Raw genomic sequence first — 25,814 nt, 5'->3', positions numbered from 1 at the left:
GTTTTTTATCGCCCTGTTCTCAACGTCCTATGGAAAACACCATGCCCACGCTGCTGGCCCTGGATACCTCGACCGAAGCCTGTTCCGTCGCCCTGCTGCATGACGGCCGCCGGTTCGTACGCCACGAGGTGATCCCGCGCCTGCATGCCCAGCGCCTGCTGCCCATGGTGCAGGACATCCTCGCTGAGGCCGGCATCGCGCTCTCCGCCGTCGACGCCATTGCCTTCGGTCGCGGCCCCGGCGCCTTCACCGGCGTGCGGATTGCCATCGGCGTGGTACAGGGCCTGGCGTTTGCGCTGCAGAAGCCGGTGCTGCCGATTTCCGACCTGTCGGTGCTGGCCCAGCGCGCCTACCGCGAGCACGGCGCAAGCCAGGTGGCAGCGGCCATCGATGCGCGCATGGACGAGGTGTACTGGGGGTGTTACCGCCTGGAGCAGGGCGAGATGCGTCTGGCCGGCGCCGAGGCAGTGCTGCCGCCGGAGCGCGTCGAGTTGCCGCGCGATGTCCAGGGCGAGTGGTTCGGCTCCGGCACTGGCTGGGGCTTCGAAGAACGCCTGGCAGTGAAGGTTGCCGCCTGCGACGCCAGCCTGCTGCCGCACTCCGAAGACCTGCTGACCCTGGCCGAATTCGCCTGGGCCCGCGGCGAAGCGGTTGACGCAGAGCAGGCCCAGCCGGTCTACCTGCGCGACAACGTGGCGACACCCAAGAAAGCCTGACCTGTGCCAATTGACCGCAGTTACGCGCGGTCGCTAGAGTGATGGGCATTCCCACCGAGTTTTCGCCATGCGTATCGACGGCTTTACCTCCACATCCCAGACAACGGAGCGCAGTTCCCGCACGGGCACTGCTGTCACGCCGTTTCGGGAAGTGCAGCGTGACGTCGAGAGCCGCCGCGAGCAGCCCGCGCCGACCTCGGCCAGCCAGGGGCTCGACTCGCAGTCGCAGACCCGTCGCGTGGAATCTTCCAGCGCCAGCAGCTACAACCTGCCGGCGACCCTGCGCGACAACCTCGACTACCAGCGCCCGCTGACCTCACGCGCGGCGCAGGCGCTCGCCAGCTACACCAGCACCGCCAGCATGGTCAGCCAATACGAAGGCCAGGAAGTCGTCGGTCTCGACCTCTACGCCTGATGCATTTGCCGTATTTCCTGGGCTGCCCTTCATGGAACGAGCCCGCCTGGCGCGGCAGTTTCTATCCCACCGACCTGCGTCCCGCCGAAACACTGTCCTTCTACTCCCAGGTGTTCAACGCCGTGGAAGGCAACACCACCTTCTACGCCCGTCCCAATGCCGACACCCTCGCGCGCTGGGCGCAAACCATGCCGGAGACCTTCCGCTTCTGCGCCAAGCTGCCGCGCGACATCAGTCACGAGGGCGATTTGCGCGGTCAGCTGGAAAACACCCGAGACTTTCTCGACCTGCTGGCGCCGCTGGGCCAGCGCGTGGCGCCGCTGTGGCTGCAGGTTTCCGCCAGCTTCGGCCCGGATCGCCTGGGCGAGCTGGCTACGTGGCTGGATGAGTTCTCCGAGCGGCGCATCGCCGTGGAAGTGCGCCACCCGGCGTTCTTCGCCAAGGGCGACGAGGAGCGGGCGCTGAACCGCCTGCTGCTGGACCGTGGCGTCGAACGCATCTGCCTGGACTCGCGGGCGTTGTTCGCCGTGCAGTCCGATGATCCGGCCGTGCTCCATGCCCAGTCGAAGAAGCCCAAGGTACCGGTGCGCCCGGCAGCCTTCAGCGACAGCCCGCAGGTGCGCTTCATCGGCGGGCCGGACCTGGACGCCAATCTCGTTCATCTCGCGCCCTGGATCGGCAAGGTCGCCGAGTGGATCGAACAGGGCCTGACGCCCTATGTCTTCCTTCATACCCCGGACAACCACCGCGCTGCCGAACAGGCGAAGCGCTTCCACGCCTTGCTGCGCGAGCGCCTGCCTGGGCTGCCAGCGCTGCTTGAGCCCAAGCCGGAAGTGGAACAGCTCGGCCTGCTCTGAGCCGCCAACTGTGCATGGCGTCATGCAGGCGAGGGGACTAACCTGCTCCTTCCCTCGTTTGGCAAGGAGTCCGCCATGACCAATCAACAGCAACGTGGTGACGCCTTCCGCGCGCTCCACCAGCGCGACGGCCTGTTCGTCCTGCCCAATCCCTGGGATGCCGGCTCGGCGAAGATGCTCGCCCACCTGGGCTTCGAAGCCTTGGCGACCACCAGTGCCGGTCTGGCTTTCGCCCTCGGCCGGCGCGACGCCGAAGGCGCGGTGAGCCGCGATGAAGCCTTGGCCAATGCGCGCGAGATCCTCGAGGCAACGCCCCTGCCGGTCGCTGCCGACCTGGAGAACGGCTACGGCGATGCAGCGGAAGACTGCGCTGAAACCATCCGTCTGGCTGCTGCTTGCGGGCTGGTTGGCGGTTCCATCGAAGACGCCACCGGCCGTCCGGATGCGCCGATTTATCCGCTGGAGTTGGCAGTCGAGCGCGTCGCTGCCGCCGTGCAGGCCGCCCGTGCGCTGCCGTTCACCTTCACCCTGGCGGCGCGGGCGGAGAACTTCCTGCACGGCCGCGTCGACCTGGACGACACCATTCGCCGCCTGGTGGCCTTCGCCGAAGCCGGAGCGGATGTGCTCTACGCGCCGGGCCTGAAGACCCGCGAGGAAATTGCCGCCGTGGTCAGCGCCGTAGCGCCGCGCCCAGTCAATGTGCTGGTGGGGTCGCCGGCGCTGCAGCTGAGCCTTGATGAGCTGGCTGAACTGGGGGTGAAGCGCGTCAGCGTCGGCTCCTGTCTGGCTCGGGCCGCTTACGGTGCCTTCTTCAGCGCCTCCGAGGCACTGGCCAAGGGCAATCTGAAGCCCATGCACGGCGCCATGCCATTCGACCGCATCAACGGATTGTTCCGGGGCTGACTCTTGCGCTGGTGGCTGCTCGGGTTGCTCGTTGCCTGCGCGGGCTTTGCTTTGGCGGTGCAGCAGCGATGGGTGGAGCTACCCAGTCGATGGAATCCCTGGGCACCACTGGACGTGCGCGACGAGCCGAATCTGCTAACCCGCTACAAGCTCTGGCGCCTGCGTGATGACGCCGAGCTGTGCCGGCTGGCGCTGCAAAGCTCCGACCTCAAGGCCCAGGCCATGGCCGACAGCGAACCCGTCGCTGGCTGCCCGTTGCACAACGTCTGGCGTGTACAGGCTGCCGGGGTGAAGCTGAGCAGCAGCTTCCTCGCCAGTTGCCCGCTGGCGGTGAGTTTTGCGCTGTTCGAGCGCCACTCCCTGCAACCGGCCGCACGAGAAGTCTACGGCCGGTCGGTATCGGCGGTTGAGCACCTGGGCAGCTTCGCCTGCCGCAATATCTATGGCCGCGCCGATGGCCGCCGCAGCCAGCACGCCACGGCCAATGCGCTGGACATCACCGCCTTCCGCCTGGCTGATGGCCGGCGCATCGTGGTGGCGACAGACTGGAGCGAGGATGGCGACGCCGCGCGCTTCCTGCGTACCGTGCGCGACCGCGCATGCGGCAACTTCGACGGCGTGCTCGGGCCGGACTACAACCGTGCGCACCACGATCACTTCCATCTCGACCTAGGCGGCTGGCAGGTCTGCCGTTGAGCCTGCCAGCTTCACGCTGCGGTAGAATCGCGGTTTTTCCCAGGATCCCCGTCATGATCGAAGTCCTCACACCGCCGCGCATCGTCGTCCAGGCGCTGGCTCCTGCCTGGCAGGCCGTAGCCGAGCAGTGGGCGCAGCGGCTCGGTCTGTCGATGGGCGAGGGCGATGCCGATTTCGCCCTGCAACTGGGTGATGACGGCTTGCAGCTGCTGCAGTTGGGGCCGGATTCGCCCGGCCCGGTGCGGGTGGATTTCCTCGAAGGGTCTGCTGCGCATCGCCGGCAGTTCGGCGGCGGCGCGGGGCAGATGATCGCCAAGGCCGTGGGGATCCAGCAGGGCGTGCGTCCCCACGTGCTGGACGCCACTGCCGGCCTGGGCAAGGACGCTTTTGTGCTGGCGACGCTGGGGTGCGAGATGGACCTGACCGAGCGCCAGCCGATCATCGCCGCGTTGCTGGAGGACGGCCTGGCCCGCGCGGCAGGGGATTTCGAGGTGGGCGCCATCGTCGCGCGCATGCGCCTGCTGCAGGGCAACTCCATCGAGCGCATGACCACTTGGGAAGGGGAGGCGCCGCAGGTGATCTACCTCGACCCGATGTTCCCTCACCGCGACAAGAGTGCGCTGGTGAAGAAGGAAATGCGCCTGTTCCGCCCGTTGGTGGGCGACGACCTCGACGCCCCGGCGCTGCTGCAAGCGGCGCTGAAATTGGCCAGCCACCGCGTGGTGGTCAAGCGCCCGCGCAAGGCGCCGATCATCGAGGGGCAGAAGCCCGGCTACAGCCTGGAAGGCAAGTCCAGCCGCTATGATATCTATCCGCTGAAAAGCCTGAAGGGCTGAGAGACGCGCCTGTCGGCGCGGTTCGCGGGCGTGGCCTGCTCCTACAAGGGAGCGCCAGGGTTCACTTGTGGGAGCGAGCTTGCTAGCGAACAAAGCCCCCGGCGGCTCTCACGCTGAGCGGGTTCGCGAGCAAACTCGCTCCTACGAAAAGCGCTCGATCAGGGCGCAAAGGCCTTGAGGAACAACGCCACCACTTCCTGCACATGCGCCTCGGATTCTTCCGGAGTAGGAGCGTTCTCGCAGCCGATCATCAGGCGGAAGTGCACGCAGCCCTGCACCAGCATCAGGAAATGCTCGGCGGCCCGGCGCGGGCAGTCCATCTTCATCTTGCCCTGCTGACGGGCTTGCTCCAGCAGGCGCTCCATCTGGTCCAGCACGCGCTGCGGGCCGGCCTCGAAGAACAGCTGCGAGAGGTGCGGGTTGCCCGCCCCCTGGGCCACCATCAACCGGCTCAGGGCAATCGCCTCGGGGCTGTTGATCAACTGGTTGAAGCCGCGGCCCAGGTTCAGCAGCAGACTTTCCAGCGGCGCATTGGCCGGCGGCTCGGCGAACAGCTCGGGCATCCGCTCGGCGCATTTGGACTGCACCGCCTCGACGAACAGCGTCTCCTTGTCCGTGAAGTGGCTGTAAACGGTGAGCTTGGACACCCCGGCCTCGGCGGCGATGGCCTCCATGCTACTGCCGTCATAGCCGTAGCGGACGAACAGCTCCTTGGCGGCTTCCAGAATGGCCTTGCGCTTGGCCGGATCCTTGGGGCGACCCGGTCCGTTCGATGAGTTCGTTGGTGACATGTCTTTACATTTCTAATACTGGACTGATGGGTTCTGTATTTTTACTATACCGGCGAGTATAAGAATTCCAACCGCATTTTGCGAAAGGTCACACATCATGTTCCGCCATGCTCTGTCTGTCGCGCTGCCTGCTGCCTTCATCCTTTCACTTTCCGCCTGCGGTAACGGCGAACCGCCTAAGCCCGCGGTGCGCCCTGCCATCGTTGTACAGCCTCTGCCGGCGCGGGATATCACCGAGGCCTATCCCGGTGAAGTGCATGCGCGCCATGAGCCGGAACTGGCCTTCCGTATCGGCGGAAAAGTCAGCAAGCGCCTGGTGGAAACGGGCGAACGGGTGAAGAAGGACCAGCCGCTGGCGGAACTCGATCCAGAAGACGTGCGCCTGCAGCTCGAGGCCACGCGTGCCCAGGTGGCCGCCGCTGAAGCCAACCTGCAGACGGTGCGCTCCGAATACGCCCGCTACAAGACCCTGCTGGAGCGCCAGCTGGTCAGCCAGTCGCAGTTCGACAACATCGAGAACACCTACCGCGCCGGCGAGGCGCGGGTTAAACAGATTCGCGCCGAGTACGACGTGGCCAGCAACCAGGCCGGCTACGCGGTATTGCGCTCGCCCCAGGACGGCGTGATCGCCACCCGTCGGGTGGAAGTGGGGCAGGTGGTTGCCGCCGGGCAGACCGTCTTCACCCTTGCTGCCGACGGCGACCGCGAAGTGCTGATCAGCTTCCCCGAGCATGCCTTCGAACGCTTCCGCGTCGGCGAGGCGGTGAGCGTCGAACTCTGGTCGCAGCGCGACAAGCGCTTCAGCGGCAAGATCCGCGAGCTGTCGCCGGCGGCCGATCCGCAGTCGCGCACCTTTGCCGCGCGGGTGGCTTTCGACGATGCCAAGGTTCCGGCCGAGCTGGGTCAGAGCGCCCGCGTCTACATCCATGCCGAGGGCACCGTACCGCTCGCCGTGCCGCTCGCTGCGCTGACGTCCGAAGCCGGCCAGCCGTTCGTCTGGGTAGTCGATCCGAAAACTTCCACCCTGCATCGCCGCCCGGTGCGCATCGGCCCTTACGCCGAGGATCGCGTGCCGGTGCTCGAAGGCCTGAAGGATGGCGACTGGGTGGTGGCAGCGGGCGTGCAGGTGCTGCGTGAAGGTCAGGAGGTACGGCCGGTCGACCGGGAGAACCGGTCGGTCAAGCTGGTGGCGAAGGAGTAACGCCCGATGCAATTCAACCTTTCCGCCTGGGCGCTGCAGAACCGCTCCATCGTCCTGTACCTCATGCTCCTGCTGGGCATAGTCGGGACGCTGTCCTACTCCAAACTGGGGCAGAGCGAAGACCCGCCGTTCACCTTCAAGGCCATGGTGGTTAAGACCAACTGGCCCGGCGCGACCGCCGAGGAAGTCTCGCGCCAGGTCACCGAGCGCATCGAGAAGAAGTTGATGGAGACCGGCGACTTCGACCGCATCGTCTCCTTTTCCCGCCCCGGTGAATCCCAGGTGACCTTCGTCGCCCGCGAGGACTTCCATTCCCGCGACATTCCCGAGCTCTGGTACCAGATCCGCAAGAAGGTCAACGACATCCGTTACACCTTGCCGCAGGGCATCCAGGGGCCCTTCTTCAACGACGAGTTCGGCACCACCTTCGGCAACATCTACGCGCTGTCGGGCAAGGGCTTCGACTACGCGGTGCTCAAGGACTACGCCGACCGCCTGCAACTGCAATTGCAGCGGATCAAGGACGTCGGCAAGGTCGAGCTGGTAGGCCTGCAGGACGAGAAAATCTGGATCGACCTGTCCAATACCAAGCTCGCCACCCTTGGCCTGCCGCTGGCGGCTGTGCAGAAGGCGCTGGAAGAACAGAACGCGGTGACCGCCACCGGCTTCTTCGAGACCGCGACCGACCGCGTGCAACTGCGCGTCTCCGGTCGCTTCGACTCGGTGGAGGACATCCGCTCCTTCCCGATCCGCGTCGGCGATCGCACCTTCCGCATCGGCGACGTCGCCGAGGTCCATCGCGGCTTCAACGATCCGCCCGCTCCGCGCATGCGCTTCATGGGCGAGGACGCCATCGGCATCGCCGTGGCCATGAAGGACGGCGGCGACATCCTGGTGCTGGGCCAGAAGCTCGACGCCGAGTTCGAACGCTTACAGCAGACGCTGCCGGCGGGCATGGAGCTGCGCAAGGTGTCCGACCAGCCGGCCGCCGTGCGTGAAGGCGTGGGCGAGTTCGTCCGAGTGCTGGCCGAGGCGCTGATCATCGTGCTGCTGGTGAGCTTCTTCTCCCTAGGCCTGCGCACCGGCCTGGTGGTGGCGCTGTCGATCCCGCTGGTGCTGGCGATGACCTTCGCCTGCATGTACTACTTCGGCATCGGCCTGCACAAGATTTCCCTCGGCGCGCTGGTGCTTGCGCTGGGGCTGCTGGTCGACGACGCGATCATCGCCGTAGAGATGATGGCGGTGAAGATGGAGCAGGGCTACGACCGGTTCAAGGCGGCGAGCTACGCCTGGACCAGCACGGCCTTCCCGATGCTCACCGGTACGCTGGTCACCGCCGCGGGCTTCCTGCCCATCGCCACCGCGCAGTCGGGAACCGGCGAATACACCCGCTCGCTATTCCAGGTGGTGACTATCGCGTTGCTGGTTTCGTGGATCGCCGCCGTGGTCTTCGTGCCCTACCTGGGCGAGAAGCTGCTGCCCGACCTCGCCAAGCGCCACGCGGAAAAACACGGCGGCAGTGACAAGGGCCATGACCCGTATTCGACGCCGTTCTACCAGCGCTTCCGCCGTGTGGTGGAGTGGTGCGTGCGCTATCGCAAGACGGTGATCCTTCTCACCGTGGCAGCCTTCATCGGTTCGATCATGCTGTTCCGCCTGGTGCCGCAGCAGTTCTTTCCGCCGTCGGCCCGCCTGGAACTGCTGGTGGACCTGAAGCTGGCCGAAGGTGATTCGTTGAGCGCCACCACTGAGCAGGTCAATCGCCTGGAGAAAATGCTCGCCGAGCATCCCGGTATCGACAACTACGTGGCCTATGTCGGCACCGGTTCGCCGCGCTTCTACCTGCCGCTCGACCAGCAACTGCCGGCGGCGAGCTTCGCGCAGTTCGTGGTGTTGGCGAAGAGCCTGGAATCCCGCGAGGAGATTCGTCAGTGGCTGATCAAGCACATGAACGAAGACTTCCCTACCCTGCGCACCCGTATCAGCCGCCTGGAGAACGGGCCGCCGGTGGGCTACCCGGTGCAGTTCCGTGTCTCCGGCGAGCACATTCCGGAAGTCCGAGAACTGGCGCGCAAGGTCGCCGACAAGATGCGCGAGAACCCCCACGTGGTGAACGTGCACCTGGACTGGGAAGAGCCGAGCAAGGCGATCTTCCTCGACATCGACCAGGAACGCGCCCGCGCCCTGGGCGTGAGCACTTCGGACATCTCGCAGTTCCTGCAGAGCTCGCTGACCGGATCCACCGTCAGCTACTACCGCGAGGACAACGAGCTGATCGAAATCCTCCTGCGTGGCGACGAGCGTGGCCGGCATGACCTGTCGCAACTGCCCAGCCTGTCGATGCAGACCAGCAGCGGCCGCAGCGTGGCGCTGTCGCAGGTAGCGACCCTGGAGTACGGCTTCGAGGAAGGCATCATCTGGCGACGCAACCGCCTGCCCACCGTGACCATCCGTGCCGACATCTACGACGACTCGCTGCCAGCGACCCTGGTGAAGCAGATATCGCCGACGCTGGACCCGATCCGCGCCGAGCTGCCCGACGGCTACCTGCTTGACGTCGGCGGCACCGTGGAGGATTCGGCCAAGGGGCAGAACTCGGTGAACGCCGGTGTGCCGCTGTTCATCGTGGTGGTGCTCAGTTTGCTGATGATCCAGCTGCGCAGCTTCTCGCGGATGATCATGGTGTTCCTCACCGCGCCCCTGGGCCTGATCGGCGTGACCCTGTTCCTGCTGGTGTTCCAGAAGCCCTTCGGCTTCGTCGCCATGCTCGGCACCATCGCCCTGGCGGGGATGATCATGCGCAACTCAGTGATCCTAGTGGACCAGATCGAACAGGACCGCGCCCACGGCCTGGACACCTGGCACGCGATCATCGAGGCCACGGTGCGACGCTTCCGTCCCATCGTGCTGACCGCCCTGGCCGCCGTGCTGGCGATGATCCCGCTGTCGCGCAGCGTGTTCTTCGGGCCGATGGCGGTGGCGATCATGGGCGGCCTGATCGTCGCCACGGCACTGACCCTGCTGTTCCTGCCGGCGCTTTACGCGGCGTGGTTCAGGGTGAAGAAGGAGGTCTAGCTTCAGGACCTTCCTGTAGGAGCCGGCCATGCCCGCGAATCGCGCGCATGGCGCGCTCCTACAGGTCGAATCCAATATCTAACATCGACGTAGGGCGAATAACGCGCAGCGTTATCCGCCGTCCGATGCTCTGAGACGAGTAACCCGACAGACGCGAACCCTTCGACCTGTCACCCTCACTGTCCTTTCCTGGGCACGATTCTCAAGCCCGGATCACTCCGTCAGGCTCGGGACATTCATTCGGGAACCGCCTGACTCATCAACGGCGTTGCGGTCCTACAAAGCCACTGCTTAGCGTTCTCTCCGCCACGGAACAGCCGTGGTCAGGTGTGGAAGCCTGTGAGCTTTAAGCATTCGCCATAGCAGGGAATGGCCCGGCCTTTTCAAAGGCCGGGCCGACTCTGGCTGTCCATGGCGGACCGTGCGAGGCGGGCTTCGGCCCGGCCGGTCTTTGGCTTAAAGCTCCCGGTTTTCCACCCTTGCACGGTCCGCCTCCCTTTCCGGGATGGCGGCTTTCCAGCTGTAGCCAACTGAGCTGTACAGGGAGAGACCGCATGAACCCTTCGACGATGTTCCCAGCCGACAACGGCCTGAGCTTCCACACCTTCCAGCGCTACGATCGCCCGTTGCGCGGTCTGATGATTGATCGGCAGGCCTGGTTCTCCGCCCGCGACCTCGCGCGCCTGACCAATACCCACTTCGCCGCCCGCGTACCGCGCAAGCTCGACGCCGACCAGTACCGCTGGGTACGGCTCGAAGGCGGGAAAGAGGACGAGCTACTGGTCAGCGAAAGCGGCCTCTACACCCTGCTGCTGGTGTACTTCTACCATCCGGAAAACCGCAACCTGCGCCAGTGGCTGAGCAACGAAGTCGTGCCGGCCCTGCGTGACGCGCAGTTGCCACCGGGGTTCGTCCCCCGCCACGCCGTGCGCGAGGTGCAGGGTTACCCGCTGGCGGTACTGGAGTGGCAAGGCGGCGTCTGGCTGCGCTTCGGCGATGCCGCCTGCTTGCTGGGCTGAGAGACGGACGTAGCCATCACGGCGGATAACCCGTTCCGGGTTATGCGCCCTACGGAAAGGGGAACTCTTCGTAGGATGGTGTGGAGCGAAGCGATACCCATCGCTTACGACCCGGCGCGCTGTTACAGGGGAGAGATAAGCAGGCACGAAAAAGCCCGGCAGTTGCCGGGCTTTCCCTTGTCTCGTTCGGATCGAAGTCAGAGCACCCCGAACACCTTCTTCGCCAGCCCGGTGGCCGCTGCAGTCGGGTTCTGGCGGATGGTTTTTTCCTGCTCGGCGATGAGCTTGAACAGGCCGTCCAGCGCTTCTTCGGTCACGTAGTTCTCGATGTTCGCGTTCTTCGCATCGACCACGCCGAAGGCGGCGGCCTGGCTGGCGAAGGCGTTGTACTGCTTGGCCACGCCAACCTGGTCGGTGGCCTGCTTGATGATCGGCAGGAACTTGGCGCGCAGTTGATCGCGACTGCTGCGGTTCAGGTAGTCGGTGGCGGAGTGCTCGCCGCCCTGGAGGATGCCCTTGGCGTCGGTCACGCTCATCTTCTTCACCGCATCGACCAGCAGCGCCTGTGCTTGCGGCATGGCGGCCTCGGCTGCCTTGTTCATGCTCGCCTCGAGCTGGTCGACCTGGGCCCCCATGCCGAACTGCTTCATGGTCTTGGCGGCCTTGCCCAGCTTGCCGGGCAGCTCGATGCGCACGGCGGGGTCATTGCTGAAACCGCCGGGCTGGCTGAGCTGCTTCACGGCCACCTGTGCACCCTGGGTCAGCGCATCCTTCAGGCCGCCGGTGGCGTCGCTCTGGCTGAGGTCGGAGAGGGACAGGGCGAAGGCATTGACGGACAGCAGGGCGCCGGCCAGCAGAACGGGGAATCGCAGCATCGGTACTTCCTTGGCGAAACCCGGCGGTTTGCGAACCGCCGAGGTGGAGAATGGAGGGGGGAGATTAACGGAGGATGGCCGCCGGGGAAAACCCGGCGGCGCGGTGAATCAGCGCACGGGGTCGACGCGGACGCGCAGCGGCTGCGGATCGCTGCCATCGAGTTTCACGCTGTGGCGCTCGGTGGTGATGAACAGCAGGCGGCCGCTGTCCTCGATACGCGCGCTGACGGCGCAGGTGTGGCCCGGTTTGACCTGGTTGCGGTCGTAATCCAGATGGAACGCCAGCGGCACCTGACGCCCGGACTCCAGTTGCTGCTGGGCCAGATCGACCGCCGGGGCATCGGCCAGCGATACGTCCTGCAGGCTGACGGTGACCTGGGCGGTAGGCGGCAGGGCGATGCGTTGCAGGTAGAAGACTTCGCCATCCAGCGACGCCTTGTCGCCGGAGAAGTTGGAACTACAGGCGGTGAGCAGGCCGGTCATCAGCAGCAGGGGAAGGGTTTTCTTCATGGAGCTCTCCTTTGAACCAAGGGGCGTCAGACCATTGTGGGGGACTTCGGTTTCCGCGCCATGATCCAAGTGAGCGTCGAGTTATTTCACGATACGTCCGAAGAGGTTCTGGAACATCGTCTGGTCGCGCCCGTCCGTGAGGTCATACAACGAGTAGTAGTGGTTGAGCCTTGCGCCGCCATCGCGGGTCAGCGGGTCCCAGGAGAGATTGGCGCGGCGCATGGTGGAGCTGCTCATCAGCTCATCGAAGGGGATCGATACGTACATGCCCTTGTCGAAGCTGCCTTCGCCGTATTCGTCTTTGCTGGCGGTGGTCAGTGTCACCCAGGCGCCGAAGCGGACGCCGTTGCGGAACTGCCGTGAAAGGTCCAGGGTGCCACCCCAGTCCCGTGCCAGATAGCGGCCGGCGCTTGCGGTGGCGAGGATGTCTTCGAAGCCGGTCTGCCAGTAGAGGGTGACGAAGCCGGTCGCCGTCTGGTAGTCACGCAAGCCCAAGTGCTGGTCGAAATCGCGCTGGCGCACCAGGTCAAGGTTGGCGCCCAGCGCCCAGTCCTGATTCATTGGGCGGTACAGCAATTCGCCGCCAGCGCCGGCGTACATGCTTTCCAGGTAGCCGCCGTAGACCATGCCGTAGAGGTCCTGGTCCAGCCGTGCGGTCTTGTTCAGCTGGAAGGTCGGCAGGGTGACGTTGGAGGTCGTCATGTACTGACGGATGTCCGTGCGCACTCGCGGCAGCCCGCTGGGGGCGTCGTACTTGAAGTCGTCGTAGTTGTTGATCAGGTTGACGCTGAGCAGGCCGTTCGCCCACAGGCTCGGCGTGAAGCGGTATTCGCTGTCGAGATCGGCGGTGAATTGGTAGAGGAGGAAGTTGTCCGGCCCGCCGATGCTCTGGTTGTAGCCCAGGCCGACGTTGTAGCTGAACGGGTCGGGTTGCTGTGCGTAGAGCAACTCTTCCTGCTGCGGCAGCGGTACGTTCTGTTCGGTGCTGCGGCGCAGGTCTTCCAGCGGGCGTTCCTGGTTGGCCACGTCACGGAATACTTTGCGCGGTACGCTGGTTTCGACCATGGGCTGGCCGTAGCGGGTATCGACGACGGTGAACCACTGGACATCGTCATCGGCGCTGTTGTCGAGGATGCGCGCGGTACGGCCGACGGCTTCGGGCGGGTAGAGGTAGCGGGTCTGCTCGCCATAGACCACCACTTCGCTGTTCTTGCGGGTGATGCGTTCGACCTTGTAGCCGGCATTTTCCTCAACGCGGCGGGAGACGTCTGCCCAATCCGCCGAGCTGGTACCGGGCTCGGGCGTGCGCTCCACCAGGGGTTCGGGGGCCGGGTCGCTGACCTTGGCCGGTGCCGTGCGTGTGGCGAAGTTGGTGTGCAAGGTGATGCCGAACATTGCCGTGTTGCCGCGCTCGAAGGCGGCAGTCAGGTCGATCGCGTCGTTGGCCTTGAAAACCATGCCGATGTTGAAGGGCGAACTCTGCTTCTGGTTGTTGTTCAGCGGTTCGTGCTGGTAGTCGTTGCCGTCGTATTCCAGCTTGAGCGAGAGCGGCTCCCAGGGGGTTTGCCAGTTGATGCCGCCGAAGGGGGAGGGGCGGCCGCGGAAGTAGCTGTTGGAGCTCAGCTCTCCCGTGCCCTCGGAAGTAGGCCGCGTGTTGAATCTGTCATCGATCCACCCCAGCGGATTATCCAGTTCGCCACGGTTGCCGATGTAACCCCAGGCCAGCCCAAGACTGAAATCCAGATCACCCACACGCTTGTTCCCCACGAGATACTCGCTGGAGAACAATCCAGTGCCGCCAACGTCGCGCCCGCCCAAGGCGATTTCCGGTACCCAGCGACTTTCCTGCAGGAGACGGAATTTGACGTCGAAGGCCTTGTCCTTGTAGCTCTGGTCGCCGCTCTCGTCTGCCACTCCGTATTTGCGGTTGCTGATCGACGTATAGCGGAAGGTGCCTTCCATCCAGTCGAACGGCTGCAACGAGAAGCTGTAGCGTGAGTAGGGATCGGTGCGGCTGGCGTTGATGCTGATTTCCCCGGCCGGCAACATGCGTGCAGTGGGTGTTTGCAGCAGCCCGACGCCGCCGAAATCATTCTGGGTATAGCGGGGTTCGGCGCTCGCCAGGCTGGCAACGACCAGCAGGGGGTAAAGACCGTAGCGAAGGTTCATGGTGCGTCCGCCGGCAAGGGCTGGGTGGCGAGAAATTCGGCCAGCTCGCGGTTCAGGTCCGGGGCGATGGCATTGATATCGCTGGCGTTCAGTGGAACCAGCAACACGGCACCGGGAGCCGGTGGAACCGCTTCTTCACGGTTCCACAGGGCAATGCCCAGGCGCGTCACCTGGCCGTCGGGCTGGATCAGGTAGAGGTAGTCCGGGTCTGCGTCGGCCAATGCGGGGCACTGTTGTGCGTAGCGATAGGCCTGCTGCAACGGAACGAATGGGAGTGCGCAGTCCTGCGATACCGCGCCGACGATGCGAACGTAGTCCGGGCGTGGCGGGAAGATCAGGCGGTCGCCGCCCTGCAGCTTCGGTGAGTGCGCCATGTTCAGTTCGACGGCCAGTGGGTCCAGCGGGTAGATCTTTCGACCGGTCACCGGAAGTGCGCTTACCTGCTCGTTCAACTGCCGCGCGGCGTTCGCCAGGCTGGGGTTGTCCTGCAGTCGGGCCAGACGTTGCAACTGGATCAGATCAAACAGGATGCCGGCCTTCAGCCGCTGTTGCTCCTGCTTCAGGCTTTGACGTTGCCAGGATGCACCGAGCCAGTAACCGAGAGGGTCCACCTGCAACTGCCCGAGCAACTGCCCCAGGCGCAGGCCTTCGGCGATCTGCTTTTCCCCGGGGGAGGGCAGGGAGCCCAGTACTTCGATACGGGTAGCGGCGAGGAGCGAGGTGCTGGCCAGGAAGCAGGCGGCCAGGCAGGAGAGTCGAGCGAACTTCATGGTTGCCCCCGGAGTGGGCGCAGTTGGGTGATGGTGACGTTCAAGCCCGGTGCTACCTGCTGCTGGCTCTGCAGGATGAAACCGTCCTTGGGATCGACCCAGTAGCGATTGGTCGACGACATTCCGTCGATAGGCGCACTCAACTGCTCGTCGATGCGCAGGAGAGCCAGGTCTTGATCGAGAACTCGTACGGTCTCGGTGCCGCTGTGGGAGAGGTGGCCTTTGACAAGGACGCCCAGCTGATAATCAGGTCCGAGATCGATCGTGCGTTGGCTCTGCTGGCCGTCTGTGATCTGGTGCAACCCCCGATGGAAGGGCGAATCTGCGCTGAGCCTTGTGCTCAACAGGTCATTCGGGAAGCCCAGGGTGCGCACCACGATGCCATCCTGCAGCAGCAGAAATTGGCCTGAAGAAGTGCGCCAGTACTGCAGGTCGCCCTGGATGCGTACCAGAGCCATCACCGCCGAGCCATACACGGTGGTGACCTGGATCTGGTAATAGGGCAGGGCTTCGACCTGAGCGCGGGTCAGCTCCAGCGGCGCTGGGCGGCTGAGGCTGGCGCCGAGGGTGTTCAGGGAACCTTGCATCAGGGGATTGCAGGCGCACAGCGAGGTGGCCAGAGAGGCCAGCAGCGGCAAGCGAAGGGCGTTCATGGCTGGAGGTCAGTTGTTGTTTGTGAGGTTGCGCTGCACGGTTGAACCGGTGCCCAGGATGCCGGCGGACGGCACTAACTGGCTGATCAGGCGGTTCCAGCGCGTCACGCCGGCCGGGCCAACGTAGACCACGTCCTGCGGCTGTAGCTGGAACTGCTGGGCCAGGATGAACGCGGTGGGCGAGTTGGCGTCGAGCTGGAAGACCGTGGCGCGTTCCTGTTCGAGGTTCTCGACTCCGCGGATGACATAGACCGCCTTGCCGCTGGCCGTGGTCTGGTTCAGGCCGCCGACACTGCCCAGCGCATCGGCCAGGTTCATGTCGCGGGTCTTGAAGTTCAGCGCGCGCGGGGCGTTGACCTCGCCCATCAGGTAGACCTTCTTGCGGTCGTTGTAGGGCAGATAGATGCGGTCGCCGTCCTTCAGGTAAAGGCCGTACAGGTCGGAGCCCTGCGCTGTATTCAGGGCATCCAGGTTCAAGGGGTAGACCTGGTTGTCGCGCTGTAGGGTCAGGCCGGAGAGGTCGGCATTGACGGTGTCGAGCTGGGCGGCACCGATGGCTTCCATCAGGGTCAGCGGAGTCGTGGTGATCGCTTGTGGCCCGGCCTTGATGAAGGCGCCATTGAGCAGCACGCGCTGGCTGGCGAAGCGCAGGATGGCGATATCGACCTGCGGCTCTTCCACATAGGCCGAGAGCGCCAGGCTGATGGTCTTGCGGACGTCTTCGATGGTGTGACCGGCGACCTGCAAGGTGCCAATGTAGGGGTAGAACAGCGTGCCGTCGGGCCGGACCAGTCGCCCGTTGGCGTCGGTCTGTTGTTGCTGGCCAGCCGGAGAGGTGAGCTCGGGGTGGTCCCACACGGTGATGTAAAGCAGGTCACCGGCGCCGATCTGATAGCTCTCGGGGTGGAAGCTGGTCAGCTCCGTCGGGATCGACTCCGTTCTTTGCGTCGCGGCTTCGACCGTGAGCAGTTTGGGAGTGATCTGCACCAGTTGGACGCGGCTGGATTCAGCCGAATCTTCCTGCGTCAGTCGCCCTGTATCCAGGTACTGGCCGGGGGAGAACATGCAGCCTTGCAAGGCGAGGGCGGTAAGGATAGCGACGGACAATGGACGAATCATGACGAAGCCAGGATAGGAAATGGAATGGACAGTGAGGCTTCCTCAGCGGCGTTTGGCAGCGGGAGCCTGGGAGGTGGCGCAGGTTAGCAACCGACTTGGAAGGTGGCTGTCAGAAAAGAGAGACGCTGGTGAAGGGGATATCTGGTTAAGGCGTGCTGGTGGCGGTTCAGTAGGCGTTCTGGTGAACGAAGCCCTTGAACAAGGTCAGGAAGACGATCTTCAGGTCCCACCAGAGTGACCAGTTATTGATGTAGGCGAGGTCGAACTCGACCCGCTTTTGCATCTTCTCCAGCGTGTCGGTCTCCCCGCGCCAGCCATTCACCTGCGCCCACCCGGTGATGCCCGGCTTGACCTTGTGACGCAGCATGTAACTGCTGATCTGCCCGCGGTATTCCTCGTTGTGGGCGATTGCATGGGGGCGTGGACCAACGATGGACATGTCGCCGAGCAGCACGTTGATGAACTGCGGCAACTCATCCAGCGACGTGCGGCGCAGGAAGGCGCCGACCGGGGTGATGCGGCTGTCATTACGGGTGGCCTGTGTGACCTTCGCACCGTTTTCCATCACCCGCATGCTGCGGAACTTCCAGACTTCGATGGAGCGGCCATCGATGCCATAGCGCTTCTGCTTGAAGAACACTGAGCCCGGCGAGGTGAACTTCACCGCCGCAGAGATCAGCAGCATCGGTACGGCGATCAGGCAGAGGATCAGTGTGGACAGCACGATATCTTCCAGGCGCTTCACCAGCGCGCCAGCGCCAACCATGGGGCTGTCGAAGATGCTGATGGTGGGGATGCCGTCGATGTTCTGTGCGCGGGCGTGGAGCAGGTCGAAGACGAAAACATCGGGCACGATGTGCACGGATACGGTGGTATCGCTCAATTGCCTGACCAGCCACTTGATGCGCTCTTCGCTGCGCATAGGCAGGGTGATGTAGACGCGATCCAGTTTGCCGGCGCGCGCTTGCTCGACCAGCTTCTCCATATCACCGGAAATGGGGAGCTGGACCTTTCCCTTGCCCAGGCTGACCGGCTCATAGCGAACATCATCGTAGAAGCCGGCAAGTTCCAAGCCCATCCACGGAGCGCTGGCAATGTTACTGGCCAGGCGTTGCCCCAGCGCGCCGGCCCCGGCAATGGCGATCGAGCGGGTATTGAAACCGCGACGTCGCAGCGCATGCAGGCCGGAGCGCAGCACCATGCGATAGCCACCGAGGCTGATCAGTACCAGAGAAAACCATTGAACCTGACCTTTTGCATCGAGCAGGGTGATTTCAGGAATCAGATAATCCGCGACAGCCACTCCCGCGAAGCTGACTGCCCAGATGCCGGCTACCTTGCGTAGTTCTTCGCGCGTTCGCTCACCTCGCCAGGAGGTGTACAGCTGACCGAAGTCGCTGAGCAGATAGAAGATAACCAGGGCAAACAGCGTTGCGATGACCGCTGAATAGTCCCAGTGGTCTTTGTTGGCAATGAGCACCAGTTCCATACTGAAGCAGATGACACAAAGATCGAGCAGCTTCTGCAGGACGGAGATAGTGGCTTGATGGGGGCGGAGAATTCCACGGTCCAAGGTGTTCATCGAGTGAGTCTCTAGGACAATTGGTTCAGACAGTGAGGCGCAGGGTGCGGGCGTAGAACGCGGAGAGCTCTCGGGCGAATCTGTCGGGCGCGAAGTGCTGGCGCACAAAGTCGCGCAGTTCCTCGGGGGATCGAGTCGTCCCCGTCGAGAGGGCGCTTTTGATATGCCTTATCATCGTTTCCTCGCTGGAAAGGTCCGCTACCAGTCCCACGGGGGCGACGATTTCCGGTAACGAGCCAGTCTGATTGACCAGTACCGGAGTGCCTTTGGCGAGGGACTCGATGGCGACCAGACCGAAGCCTTCCCAGCGAGACGGCATGATTGTTAGCGTTGCTCGTTCATAGAGTTCGGACAGGGAGTTCTTGTCCTGCCATCCCAGGAAGCGAACATTGTCGGTAGCGGCGTATTCACGGCCTTCCAGTACTGCCGAGCCGGCGACCAGGAGCTGGACACCCTTGAGAGATGGACTATTGAACGCGCGGTAGAGGAGGTCGAATCCCTTCTGGCGGTCCAGTCGGCCGACGAACAGGACCGTACTGTCCAGTTTGCGACCTTGCCAAGCTGGTTCGGACAGGTAATGCGGATCGACCGGGTTGTAGATGATCGCCTGATTGGCATTGGGGATGAACGACGCTCGTTTCTGCTCGGTCCTGGAAATATGAATGATGCCGTCGGAAAGCATTCCGGTAAGGAGGTCCAGAAACCTGCTAGCCAGGTTCTCCATGCGCGAGGTTTCGCGCAGGAATGACCAGCCATGAGCGCAATAGATCGCCGGGGGACTCTTCAGCAGCATCAGTCGCCGCAATACGAAGCTGTAGCCGGCCAGCGAACTGTGCAGGTGAATCAGATCAAAGCGATCCTGTTTGAGTGTCTTACTAAGTGCCTGGAAAAGATGAGTTGCCCGGCTGAGGCGCCCGCCCCCCTTGAACAGCTGGAGCTTCGAGCTGTCTATGGCGATGCACTCGCGCTGGCTGCCTGGGATCAGATACCGATTTTCGTGGGGCGATGTCTTGTCCAGTGTTTCCAGGTAGGTGGCAACACCACCCTGGATGGTCTCTGCAACGTGGAGGATTTTAAAGGTTCGGAGGGAAAGTTTGTTCATGGCGGCGTGACAGGGATAGTTTCAGGAATGCGAGAAATCCGAAGCAGGCGAAACTTGGTACGAAGAGCAGTGCCGAGTCGCTCAAGGATGCGAACAGATAGATCAGTACGCCTGCATTTAACGCGCGCAGTTCGGGGCGGAGCCGAAGACTGAATGGGCTCGGATTGCCGATCAGCAACGGCGAGATGAAGAAAAGTACAAAGCAGACCAGGCCTATCAGGCCGAAGTCGTAATAGATCGACAGATAAGGAATTTCAGTGATGGCGGATATGGGCTCCTGAGGCATGAGCCGGAACTCATTGAGCATCCAGAAGAACTGATCACGATTGCCCAGAGATCTATCCATCAGGAAACGATCGCCGCCGAGGTAGTTGGCGGAGAGGAATATGGCGGCTGTGACGCAGACAAAGAGGCTTGCGACCAGGGCTATGAGCCGGCGAAGTGTGAGCCCTTGCCCGAATGTCATTAGCAAGGCAAGGATGGTGAGCAACCACACAGTGCGCGATAGGGTGAGGATCATGCTGGCGATCAGTATCACCTTGAAGATCGATCGCTGTTCTAGACGGAAATACAGCGGAGTAAGCATGGCCATGCAAAGGCCATAGATGTTTCCGTTGTTGTAGGTGGAGACCAGCTTGAATAGTTCTCCTCGCTGGTTATTGCGCTGCCATACGGAAAGCACATCATCGCCGCCCCCAGTCGTCAGATAGGGAATATTGAGATAGTCGCCGGTCAGCACTGCGTGCAGAAAAGAGATAATTCCGAACACCGCGACCATTCGAATGCAGAGTGTCAGTGTTCGAAAGATGGTTGCTTGGGTCCGTTCGTCGTAAAGCAGAGACAGCAGGTAGAAGAAGGTCGGTATCAGGATGAACACGAACATATGTCCACCCAGATAACCGACGTTCTCGTGGCCGATTATCAACTCCGTTGCAACCCAGATTGCCCAGAAGGGCACAATTGCCAAAGTGCAGCGTGATAGCGGTCCGATTTGTCGCACGGGCGTGCTCAGCCGAAGCATCAGCAGGATCGGGGTGATCAGCAGGACGATCAGGTAAAGGCTGTAGATCGGTGTGCTTCCTACATAGAAGCCACTTTTGGGAAGTGCCACGAGGAATATGACGACGATGCAGCAGAGCATCCGGGAGAGTTGCGTGGGCATGTTCGGAGATCAGCTTGCCTGAAGCTTCTTCCAGCCTTGCAAGAATGCTCCACCGGTGAGGGCCGCTCCAGTCAGTGCCTGGAATGCGAGATACTCTGCTTCATGCTGGAACAGGATGGCGAGGAGCAGCAGGAGCATTCCGATTCCGGAGAGGTTGTAGACGGACAGCAGCCACATGGCCACCTTGCCTGAGCCGGTGTCCCCAGATCCGTCTCGGCGTCCCCCCGAGAGTACGTTGACCTTGTTCAGAATCAATCGGGAAAAGAGCGAAAAAATGCTGGCCAGTGCGCCCAGTACCAGGCTTTCCATATTTCCCGAGCCGTAGCCAATTGCCAGGTAGAGACCCGCAGTAATGGTGTAGCCGCCCATGGCGTCGAGGAATTCTCCTCGGTTGGAGCCGGTACGCGTAAATCGGGCAATGTTGCCGTCCACGCAGTCGAGTATGAGCCACATCATCACGAGTCCACCGACCAGCCAGGCCGATGACGCCATTGCCGCTGCGGCGATGGAGAGCAGGGCAAAAACGATGGAGGCGGCAGACGCCGTATTTGCGCCCAGGCCTAGGGCGATGAAGAGGGCGGTGACGGGGTAGGATAGTGGCCTGGCACAGAAATAGGCCGCCGGATTCCCCCAGCGATCATATTGGCTCTTGTCCCGTGGCATGGACTGTTTGATTTCAGTAATGGTCGGCATGGCTATCGATAGCGATTGGTTGAGGAATGGATTTCCGGCAACTCAGGAGTGCGCGGATGCGCAGCACAAGCACCAGAAGTTCGGTTGCCAAGATTGTCAGGGCGACGTTGCGGGCGTTGATCTGGTCGAAAACATAGAGGCATGCCAGCACGAAGATGTTGGCAATCGAGGCGTGCACGACCGTGCGGTTGGCGTGGTCCAGACGATCCAGAGCGGCAAAGGCGGGATATCCGAACGCGGCGGCAAGATAACTCGCCACCATGGCGGCGAGCATGATGATGAAAGTGCTCCTGGCTTCGATGAAGTCATCGCCCAGGGCTTTTTGCAGTATTTCTCCGGAAAAGGCTGCAAGCAGACCAGCCAGCATGGCGAGTGCCGAGGCGGAGCCCAGAGTCACCAGCAGGAATACCCGCCAGTTGCGATGCTTGGCCATGAATGGATAGAGCACCTGGTTCACCGGCAGGGCAGAACCAATCCGATAGACCTGCTGGCAGGCATAGAACTGTGCTGCCTGGACCTGCCCGGATAGGCCGACGACAGTCGTGGCTGCCGAGGTGTAGGTCGCCACGGCGATTCGTGAAGTGAAGAAAGGCAGCGCTGTGCGAAACTCCTGCGCGACCTCGTGTACTCGTGGCCTGAGCACACGAAAGTTGCAACGGTATATCTGGTGGATTGAAAGTCCTGCCGCAGCCAGTTGGGCGAGTCCCCAACCGAGAATCACTAGCCACGCGTCGCCGCCATCGTGGACGAACAACAGCACGATCGACAGGTAAAGAGCTTTGGTCGAAAGGTTGTAGAAGGTGATGACCTTCATGCGTTCCAGCCCGATAAACAGCCAGTTGGCTTGATAAGCCTGGCCCGCGATGGCGAGGAGGCCCAGGGCGAAGAGCGGAGTATCCTGGCGGTATGCAGGAATCAGCATCGGGACCAGCATGCTGATCAACGACGCTCCAGCAACGAGTGGCAGCTTGCCCAGGAATACCGCGCCCAGCAGTCGGCCAATCAGCTGAGGTTCTTCACGATGGCAAGCGATCTTGTAGGTGCTCGAGAGGCCGTAGCCGAAGTCGGTGATGATCAGCGACAACTGGCTGAGGGAGAGCACCATGGCGACCGAGCCGAAACTGGCGATGCCCAGTCGCTGGGTAAGGATCGGCAACAAAAGCAACGGCAGGAAATTGGCCAGCTGCGTCAGGCTGGCAGCGAGCGTGTTTGCTGCCAGCGGGTGGGTGACAAGCCGAGTGATCGATCTCATGGGAATCAGCGCAGGCGCTCGATGATCGATGAGATGGTGTCGAGCGAAGCCTTCAGGTCTGAGAGATGAGACTTGTCGAAGTAGCCCAGGCTTTGTTTGATCTGCGTGCTGGAGATGCCTTCGGTGCGAGGCAGGTAAACGACCTTGCACAGCGAACTCAGGTGATCGAACTTCCCTTCCCAGTCGTGTCCCATGCCGAGAATCGACGCGTCGTAGGTCACGATATCCTGTGCTTTCTGAGCCCAGTCAGTTTCTGGAATCGCCAGGTCGACGAACTTGATTGACTGTACGATTTCTATTCGATCGGCGAACGGAATGATGGTCTTCTTGCCCTTGCCGGCGTTGAACTCGTCGGTGGAAACGCCAACGATCAATCTATCGCCCAAGGCTTTCAGGCGGGTCAGCAGTTTCAGGTGGCCGTGGTGGAAAAGATCGAAGGTGCCATAAGTCAGAACGGTCGTTTTCATAGAGCATAGAGTTCGTGGCGCGTGCTTCAACATCAAGGCGTCGGCACGCTACCGCCCCAGGATTTTTGGTTGATTTCCTGAGAACGCGGATGCGGGTTGTTGTTATCGGCCACCAGGGCCGAGTTGCTGGCGTTGCGGGTTATCGCGTGCTGGTTCTAACTGTGGCGTGCGAGCCGCTGGATGTGGGTGACTGGCACGCTGACACGTGAATCTCTTTGCAGCAGATTGAGCAGCAGGATCACTCGCTCGGTACCGTCCCGGGCTTCGAATATCGCCTCTACTCCGACGGATTCTGAAGTGCTGATTCGAACTCGGTCCCCTGGCTGAAGCAGCCGGATCACGGCGGAGGTGTGTGATCGCACTCCTGCTATGACCGACTGCGGGACGGGCAGTGGTTCGTTGTCAAAGCGAACCATCTGGCTGACACCTCGAGTGGAGCGAATCGGCATCCAGTTGTCCTGCAGCGTGTCGAGCTCAATGAATAGGTAGCCAGGAAACAGTGGTTCCGATCGGAGCTGGAGGGTTCCCTGGCTGATCCGCTCGACCTGGCGCATTGGCAATAGGCACTCGTAGTGCTGTTGTTGCAGATTGGCCAGTGCGCGCAGGTCTTGCCTGGGTTTGCATTGCACGAGGTACCAGCGCTTTTCTGTGACTGTTTGCATAGATTCGCTCCGGAATGCCCAGCTGGTGTCAGCTGTTTCCCGACAGGTATTCATACTGGTAGTTGGCATACGCCCCGTTGCCGTAGTAGTCCGAGGCTCGTCGCTCGACGCCGTTGAAAATCGCCCCCTTGAGTTCGATACCGTTCTGCTCGAAGCGGCGAATCGTCAGTTCGATTTCCCGTGGGGCGTTCTTGCCGAAGCGGGTGACGATCAGACTGGTGCCAGCTTGCCGGCCGACGATGGCAGCATCGGTAACGGCGAGCAGAGGGGGGGTGTCGAGGATTACCAGGTCGAATTTGGTGCTGGCCCGCTCCAGCAGGTCGGTGAAGTTGGGGTGCATCAGCAGTTCCGACGGATTCGGCGGGATCTGCCCGCGAGAGATGAAGCTGAGGTTCTCCACATCAGTGGCCCGGACTGCCTGCTCGAAGGTGCAACGATGGATGAGCAGGTCGGAAAGGCCCTGCTTGTCATCGGTGCCGAAGACTTTGTGCAGGTAGCCCTTGCGCATGTCGACATCGATCAGCAGTACGCGCTGGCCCGCCTGGGCAATCACGGCGGCCAGGTTGGAGCTCACGAAGGATTTGCCTACTGCGGGGCTAGGGCCGGAGATCATCAGGCGATTGTCGCCAGACTCCAGCATGGCGAAGTGCAAGCTGGTGCGCAGGCTACGCAGGGATTCGATGGCGAGGTCGGTTGGATGGCCGGACGCCAGCAGTGGAGCCGGGGTGATGGTGGCTTTACGATTCCCGTTCTTCTTGTTGCGTTCTTGCTCTTCCGATTTCTGCAGTTCGCTGTAGGGAATGGAGGCGTAGACCGGCAGGCCAAGTTGTTCAATCGCCGTCGGGTTTTCGATTCCGCGATTCAGGCTCTTGCGCAGCAGTGCCAAAGCGATGGAAAAGAACAGGCCGAGCAGCGTGGCGATGGCAACGATCAGTGGCTGCTTCGGTTTAACCGGTTTGGTGATATCGACGTCGGCAGGGTCGATGATGCGCACGTTGCCGACGGCACCGGCGCGCATGACGTCGAGTTCCTGGGCCTTGTTCAGCATCTGCGTATAGATGGCGGTGCTGACCTGCACGTCGCGGGTCAGGCGCAGCAGGTCCTGTTGTGTTTCCGGCAGGGCCTCCACGCGCTTGGCGAGGCCGGACTGCTTGCTGGTGAGTTCGCCGATCTGCCGCATCAGGGCCTGGTAGGCCGGGTGCTGGCGGGTGAACTTGTGATCCATCTCGGCTTGCTGGAGTTTGAGCTGGGAGATATTGGTGTCCAGGGCGACAATCTGGTCCAGCAGTGCCTTGGTTTCCAGGCTGATGTCGGCTGATTTGGCGCGGGATTGGTAACCGCTGAGGGCGTTTTCTGATTGCTCCAGGTCCTTGCGCACTTCCGGCAGTTGCCCGCGCAGGAAGTCCAGGCTGGAGGCAGCTTCGGCAGAAGCGCGTTCGACATTCTGCAGGACATACTGCTGGCTGATGGCATTGAGGACGGTAAGCGCCTGATCGGGTTGTTCGTCATCCAGCGACAGGGTGAGGATGCCGGACTCCTTGCCGGTTTCGCTGGCGTTGAGTGCCAGCTGGTAATCAAGGATGGCGCTCAGCCGGCGTTCGCGAATGACGGTAAAGCGCGTGCCAGGGTTGGCGTTCAGCACTTCCACCTGGATCTTCACGCCGTTTCGCTCAGCGGGTTGGCCAACCTCGCCTTTCACCAGTACGTTGTCGTCTTTGTCGAGCAGCGTGAACTGGCCTTTTTCGCCGGCGATGAGCTTCAGCTCTTTCTCGAGCAACGCAGTGGGAACTTCGAGCTGGAAGATCTTCAGTGTCTCCCCGCCCCAGGCGAAACGGCTCATGCCCAGCAGGGGCGAGGCAATCTCTCCTGGCTGTTCCGGAGCGTAGATGCGATGAAGGAAGTTGCCGATCACCGGGAAAAGCGAGGGCTGGATTTCGATATCCAGCTTGAGTGCATCCACGGCCTTGCCGATCACCGTCCGCGAAGTCAGCAACTGGATTTCAGTAACGGCCTGTGACTGTGCTCCCAGCAGGTCGCTCATATCCGAAAGTCCGGGAATACCGGGCTTTTTCTGCTCGACCTGGAGAGTGGCGGTCGCGCGATAGACGGGAGCAGCCAGCAGGGCATAGGCCACACCCACAACCATGAAGCCGGCGGTGATGCCTGCGATCAGCCATTTGTGATCGAGCAGGGTGCCGAACAGGGCGAGCAGGTCGATTTCGTCGTCATCGCTGACGGCCGGCGGAAGAGCGGGCGTTTGAGGGTATTGCATGAGAGGCTTCTTGAAGT

24 protein-coding genes are annotated in these 25,814 nt (G+C 62.4%); 9 read left to right on the top strand and 15 right to left on the bottom strand.

The window, feature by feature from the left end:
- The first annotated feature begins 41 nt into the window (after nucleotides 1-41).
- From tsaB to ACIPK7_RS09285, 6 genes are all read left to right on the top strand, one after another.
- Nucleotides 42-716, top strand: a complete 675-nt coding sequence (gene tsaB / locus ACIPK7_RS09310; RefSeq protein WP_401087293.1) for a tRNA (adenosine(37)-N6)-threonylcarbamoyltransferase complex dimerization subunit type 1 TsaB — start codon at nucleotides 42-44, stop codon at nucleotides 714-716.
- Between the two features lie 67 nt (nucleotides 717-783).
- On the top strand, nucleotides 784-1,131 hold the full coding sequence (locus ACIPK7_RS09305) for a hypothetical protein (protein WP_401087291.1): 348 nt from the start codon (nucleotides 784-786) through the stop codon (nucleotides 1,129-1,131).
- A complete protein-coding gene (locus tag ACIPK7_RS09300) occupies nucleotides 1,128-1,988 on the top strand; it encodes a DUF72 domain-containing protein (RefSeq protein ID WP_192432140.1) in 861 nt (286 codons plus the stop codon). Before ACIPK7_RS09305 ends, ACIPK7_RS09300 begins: the two co-directional genes overlap by 4 nt.
- A 75-nt stretch (nucleotides 1,989-2,063) precedes the next feature.
- The gene (locus tag ACIPK7_RS09295) at nucleotides 2,064-2,891 is read left to right on the top strand and encodes an isocitrate lyase/phosphoenolpyruvate mutase family protein (RefSeq protein WP_401087289.1); all 828 of its coding nucleotides are present in this window, start codon (nucleotides 2,064-2,066) and stop codon (nucleotides 2,889-2,891) included.
- A gap of 3 nt (nucleotides 2,892-2,894) precedes the next feature.
- Entirely contained in the window at nucleotides 2,895-3,587 is a 693-nt protein-coding gene (locus ACIPK7_RS09290) for an extensin family protein (RefSeq protein ID WP_401087287.1), read from the top strand.
- Between the two features lie 53 nt (nucleotides 3,588-3,640).
- Nucleotides 3,641-4,423, top strand: coding sequence for a class I SAM-dependent methyltransferase (locus ACIPK7_RS09285; RefSeq protein WP_401087285.1), 783 nt, complete (start codon nucleotides 3,641-3,643; stop codon nucleotides 4,421-4,423).
- A 158-nt stretch (nucleotides 4,424-4,581) separates the two neighbouring features.
- Here ACIPK7_RS09285 and ACIPK7_RS09280 read toward each other — a convergent pair whose 3' ends face one another.
- Nucleotides 4,582-5,214, bottom strand: a complete 633-nt coding sequence (locus ACIPK7_RS09280) for a TetR/AcrR family transcriptional regulator (protein WP_192431814.1) — start codon at nucleotides 5,212-5,214, stop codon at nucleotides 4,582-4,584.
- Between the two features lie 97 nt (nucleotides 5,215-5,311).
- Between ACIPK7_RS09280 and ACIPK7_RS09275 the strand changes: the two genes are divergently transcribed.
- The 3 genes from ACIPK7_RS09275 (at nucleotide 5,312) to ACIPK7_RS09265 (ending at nucleotide 10,509) form a co-directional block, all read left to right on the top strand.
- Complete coding sequence (locus ACIPK7_RS09275; protein WP_081517850.1) at nucleotides 5,312-6,415, top strand: efflux RND transporter periplasmic adaptor subunit; 1,104 nt, start codon at nucleotides 5,312-5,314, stop codon at nucleotides 6,413-6,415.
- 6 nt (nucleotides 6,416-6,421) lie between these two features.
- On the top strand, nucleotides 6,422-9,490 hold the full coding sequence (locus tag ACIPK7_RS09270; protein ID WP_401087282.1) for an efflux RND transporter permease subunit: 3,069 nt from the start codon (nucleotides 6,422-6,424) through the stop codon (nucleotides 9,488-9,490).
- A 554-nt stretch (nucleotides 9,491-10,044) separates the two neighbouring features.
- Nucleotides 10,045-10,509, top strand: a complete 465-nt coding sequence (locus ACIPK7_RS09265) for a Bro-N domain-containing protein (protein WP_225614798.1) — start codon at nucleotides 10,045-10,047, stop codon at nucleotides 10,507-10,509.
- A gap of 197 nt (nucleotides 10,510-10,706) precedes the next feature.
- Here the strand turns inward: ACIPK7_RS09265 and ACIPK7_RS09260 are convergent, their stop codons facing one another.
- From ACIPK7_RS09260 to ACIPK7_RS09195, 14 genes are all read right to left on the bottom strand, one after another.
- On the bottom strand, nucleotides 10,707-11,384 hold the full coding sequence (locus tag ACIPK7_RS09260; RefSeq protein WP_192381878.1) for a DUF4197 domain-containing protein: 678 nt from the start codon (nucleotides 11,382-11,384) through the stop codon (nucleotides 10,707-10,709).
- 108 nt (nucleotides 11,385-11,492) lie between these two features.
- Nucleotides 11,493-11,894, bottom strand: coding sequence for a YbaY family lipoprotein (locus ACIPK7_RS09255; protein ID WP_401087280.1), 402 nt, complete (start codon nucleotides 11,892-11,894; stop codon nucleotides 11,493-11,495).
- 81 nt (nucleotides 11,895-11,975) lie between these two features.
- Nucleotides 11,976-14,063 (bottom strand): YjbH domain-containing protein, encoded by a 2,088-nt coding sequence (locus ACIPK7_RS09250; RefSeq protein ID WP_192431817.1) that lies wholly within the window; start codon nucleotides 14,061-14,063, stop codon nucleotides 11,976-11,978.
- Complete coding sequence (locus ACIPK7_RS09245; RefSeq protein WP_192431818.1) at nucleotides 14,060-14,833, bottom strand: capsule biosynthesis GfcC family protein; 774 nt, start codon at nucleotides 14,831-14,833, stop codon at nucleotides 14,060-14,062. Before ACIPK7_RS09245 ends, ACIPK7_RS09250 begins: the two co-directional genes overlap by 4 nt.
- Complete coding sequence (locus ACIPK7_RS09240) at nucleotides 14,830-15,486, bottom strand: YjbF family lipoprotein (RefSeq protein WP_192431819.1); 657 nt, start codon at nucleotides 15,484-15,486, stop codon at nucleotides 14,830-14,832. The genes ACIPK7_RS09245 and ACIPK7_RS09240 overlap by 4 nt, the downstream gene beginning before the upstream one ends.
- Before the next feature lie 9 nt (nucleotides 15,487-15,495).
- The gene (locus tag ACIPK7_RS09235) at nucleotides 15,496-16,605 is read right to left on the bottom strand and encodes a polysaccharide biosynthesis/export family protein (RefSeq protein WP_192431820.1); all 1,110 of its coding nucleotides are present in this window, start codon (nucleotides 16,603-16,605) and stop codon (nucleotides 15,496-15,498) included.
- 166 nt (nucleotides 16,606-16,771) lie between these two features.
- Nucleotides 16,772-18,187 (bottom strand): undecaprenyl-phosphate glucose phosphotransferase, encoded by a 1,416-nt coding sequence (locus tag ACIPK7_RS09230; RefSeq protein ID WP_192431821.1) that lies wholly within the window; start codon nucleotides 18,185-18,187, stop codon nucleotides 16,772-16,774.
- Between the two features lie 25 nt (nucleotides 18,188-18,212).
- Nucleotides 18,213-19,289, bottom strand: a complete 1,077-nt coding sequence (locus ACIPK7_RS09225; protein ID WP_401087276.1) for a glycosyltransferase family 4 protein — start codon at nucleotides 19,287-19,289, stop codon at nucleotides 18,213-18,215.
- Nucleotides 19,261-20,451 (bottom strand): O-antigen ligase family protein, encoded by a 1,191-nt coding sequence (locus ACIPK7_RS09220; RefSeq protein ID WP_401087274.1) that lies wholly within the window; start codon nucleotides 20,449-20,451, stop codon nucleotides 19,261-19,263. Before ACIPK7_RS09220 ends, ACIPK7_RS09225 begins: the two co-directional genes overlap by 29 nt.
- 9 nt (nucleotides 20,452-20,460) lie before the next feature.
- Nucleotides 20,461-21,144: a CDP-alcohol phosphatidyltransferase family protein gene (locus ACIPK7_RS09215; RefSeq protein ID WP_192431824.1), complete on the bottom strand. Its 684-nt coding sequence runs from the start codon at nucleotides 21,142-21,144 to the stop codon at nucleotides 20,461-20,463.
- Nucleotides 21,128-22,396, bottom strand: coding sequence for an oligosaccharide flippase family protein (locus ACIPK7_RS09210; protein ID WP_192431825.1), 1,269 nt, complete (start codon nucleotides 22,394-22,396; stop codon nucleotides 21,128-21,130). Before ACIPK7_RS09210 ends, ACIPK7_RS09215 begins: the two co-directional genes overlap by 17 nt.
- A 5-nt stretch (nucleotides 22,397-22,401) precedes the next feature.
- Nucleotides 22,402-22,863: an adenylyltransferase/cytidyltransferase family protein gene (locus ACIPK7_RS09205; RefSeq protein WP_192431826.1), complete on the bottom strand. Its 462-nt coding sequence runs from the start codon at nucleotides 22,861-22,863 to the stop codon at nucleotides 22,402-22,404.
- Nucleotides 22,864-23,018: 155 nt separating this feature from the next.
- On the bottom strand, nucleotides 23,019-23,525 hold the full coding sequence (gene rfaH, locus ACIPK7_RS09200; protein ID WP_192431827.1) for a transcription/translation regulatory transformer protein RfaH: 507 nt from the start codon (nucleotides 23,523-23,525) through the stop codon (nucleotides 23,019-23,021).
- A 28-nt stretch (nucleotides 23,526-23,553) separates the two neighbouring features.
- Nucleotides 23,554-25,797, bottom strand: coding sequence for a polysaccharide biosynthesis tyrosine autokinase (locus ACIPK7_RS09195; protein ID WP_401087271.1), 2,244 nt, complete (start codon nucleotides 25,795-25,797; stop codon nucleotides 23,554-23,556).
- Between the last annotated feature and the right edge of the window lie 17 nt (nucleotides 25,798-25,814).

Origin of the sequence: Pseudomonas sp. NPDC086581, assembly GCF_044746165.1 — a bacterium.
Classification (GTDB): Bacteria; Pseudomonadota; Gammaproteobacteria; order Pseudomonadales; family Pseudomonadaceae; genus Pseudomonas.
Note: the sequence above shows the minus strand (reverse complement) of the source record. Positions and strands in the feature narration are given on the sequence as shown.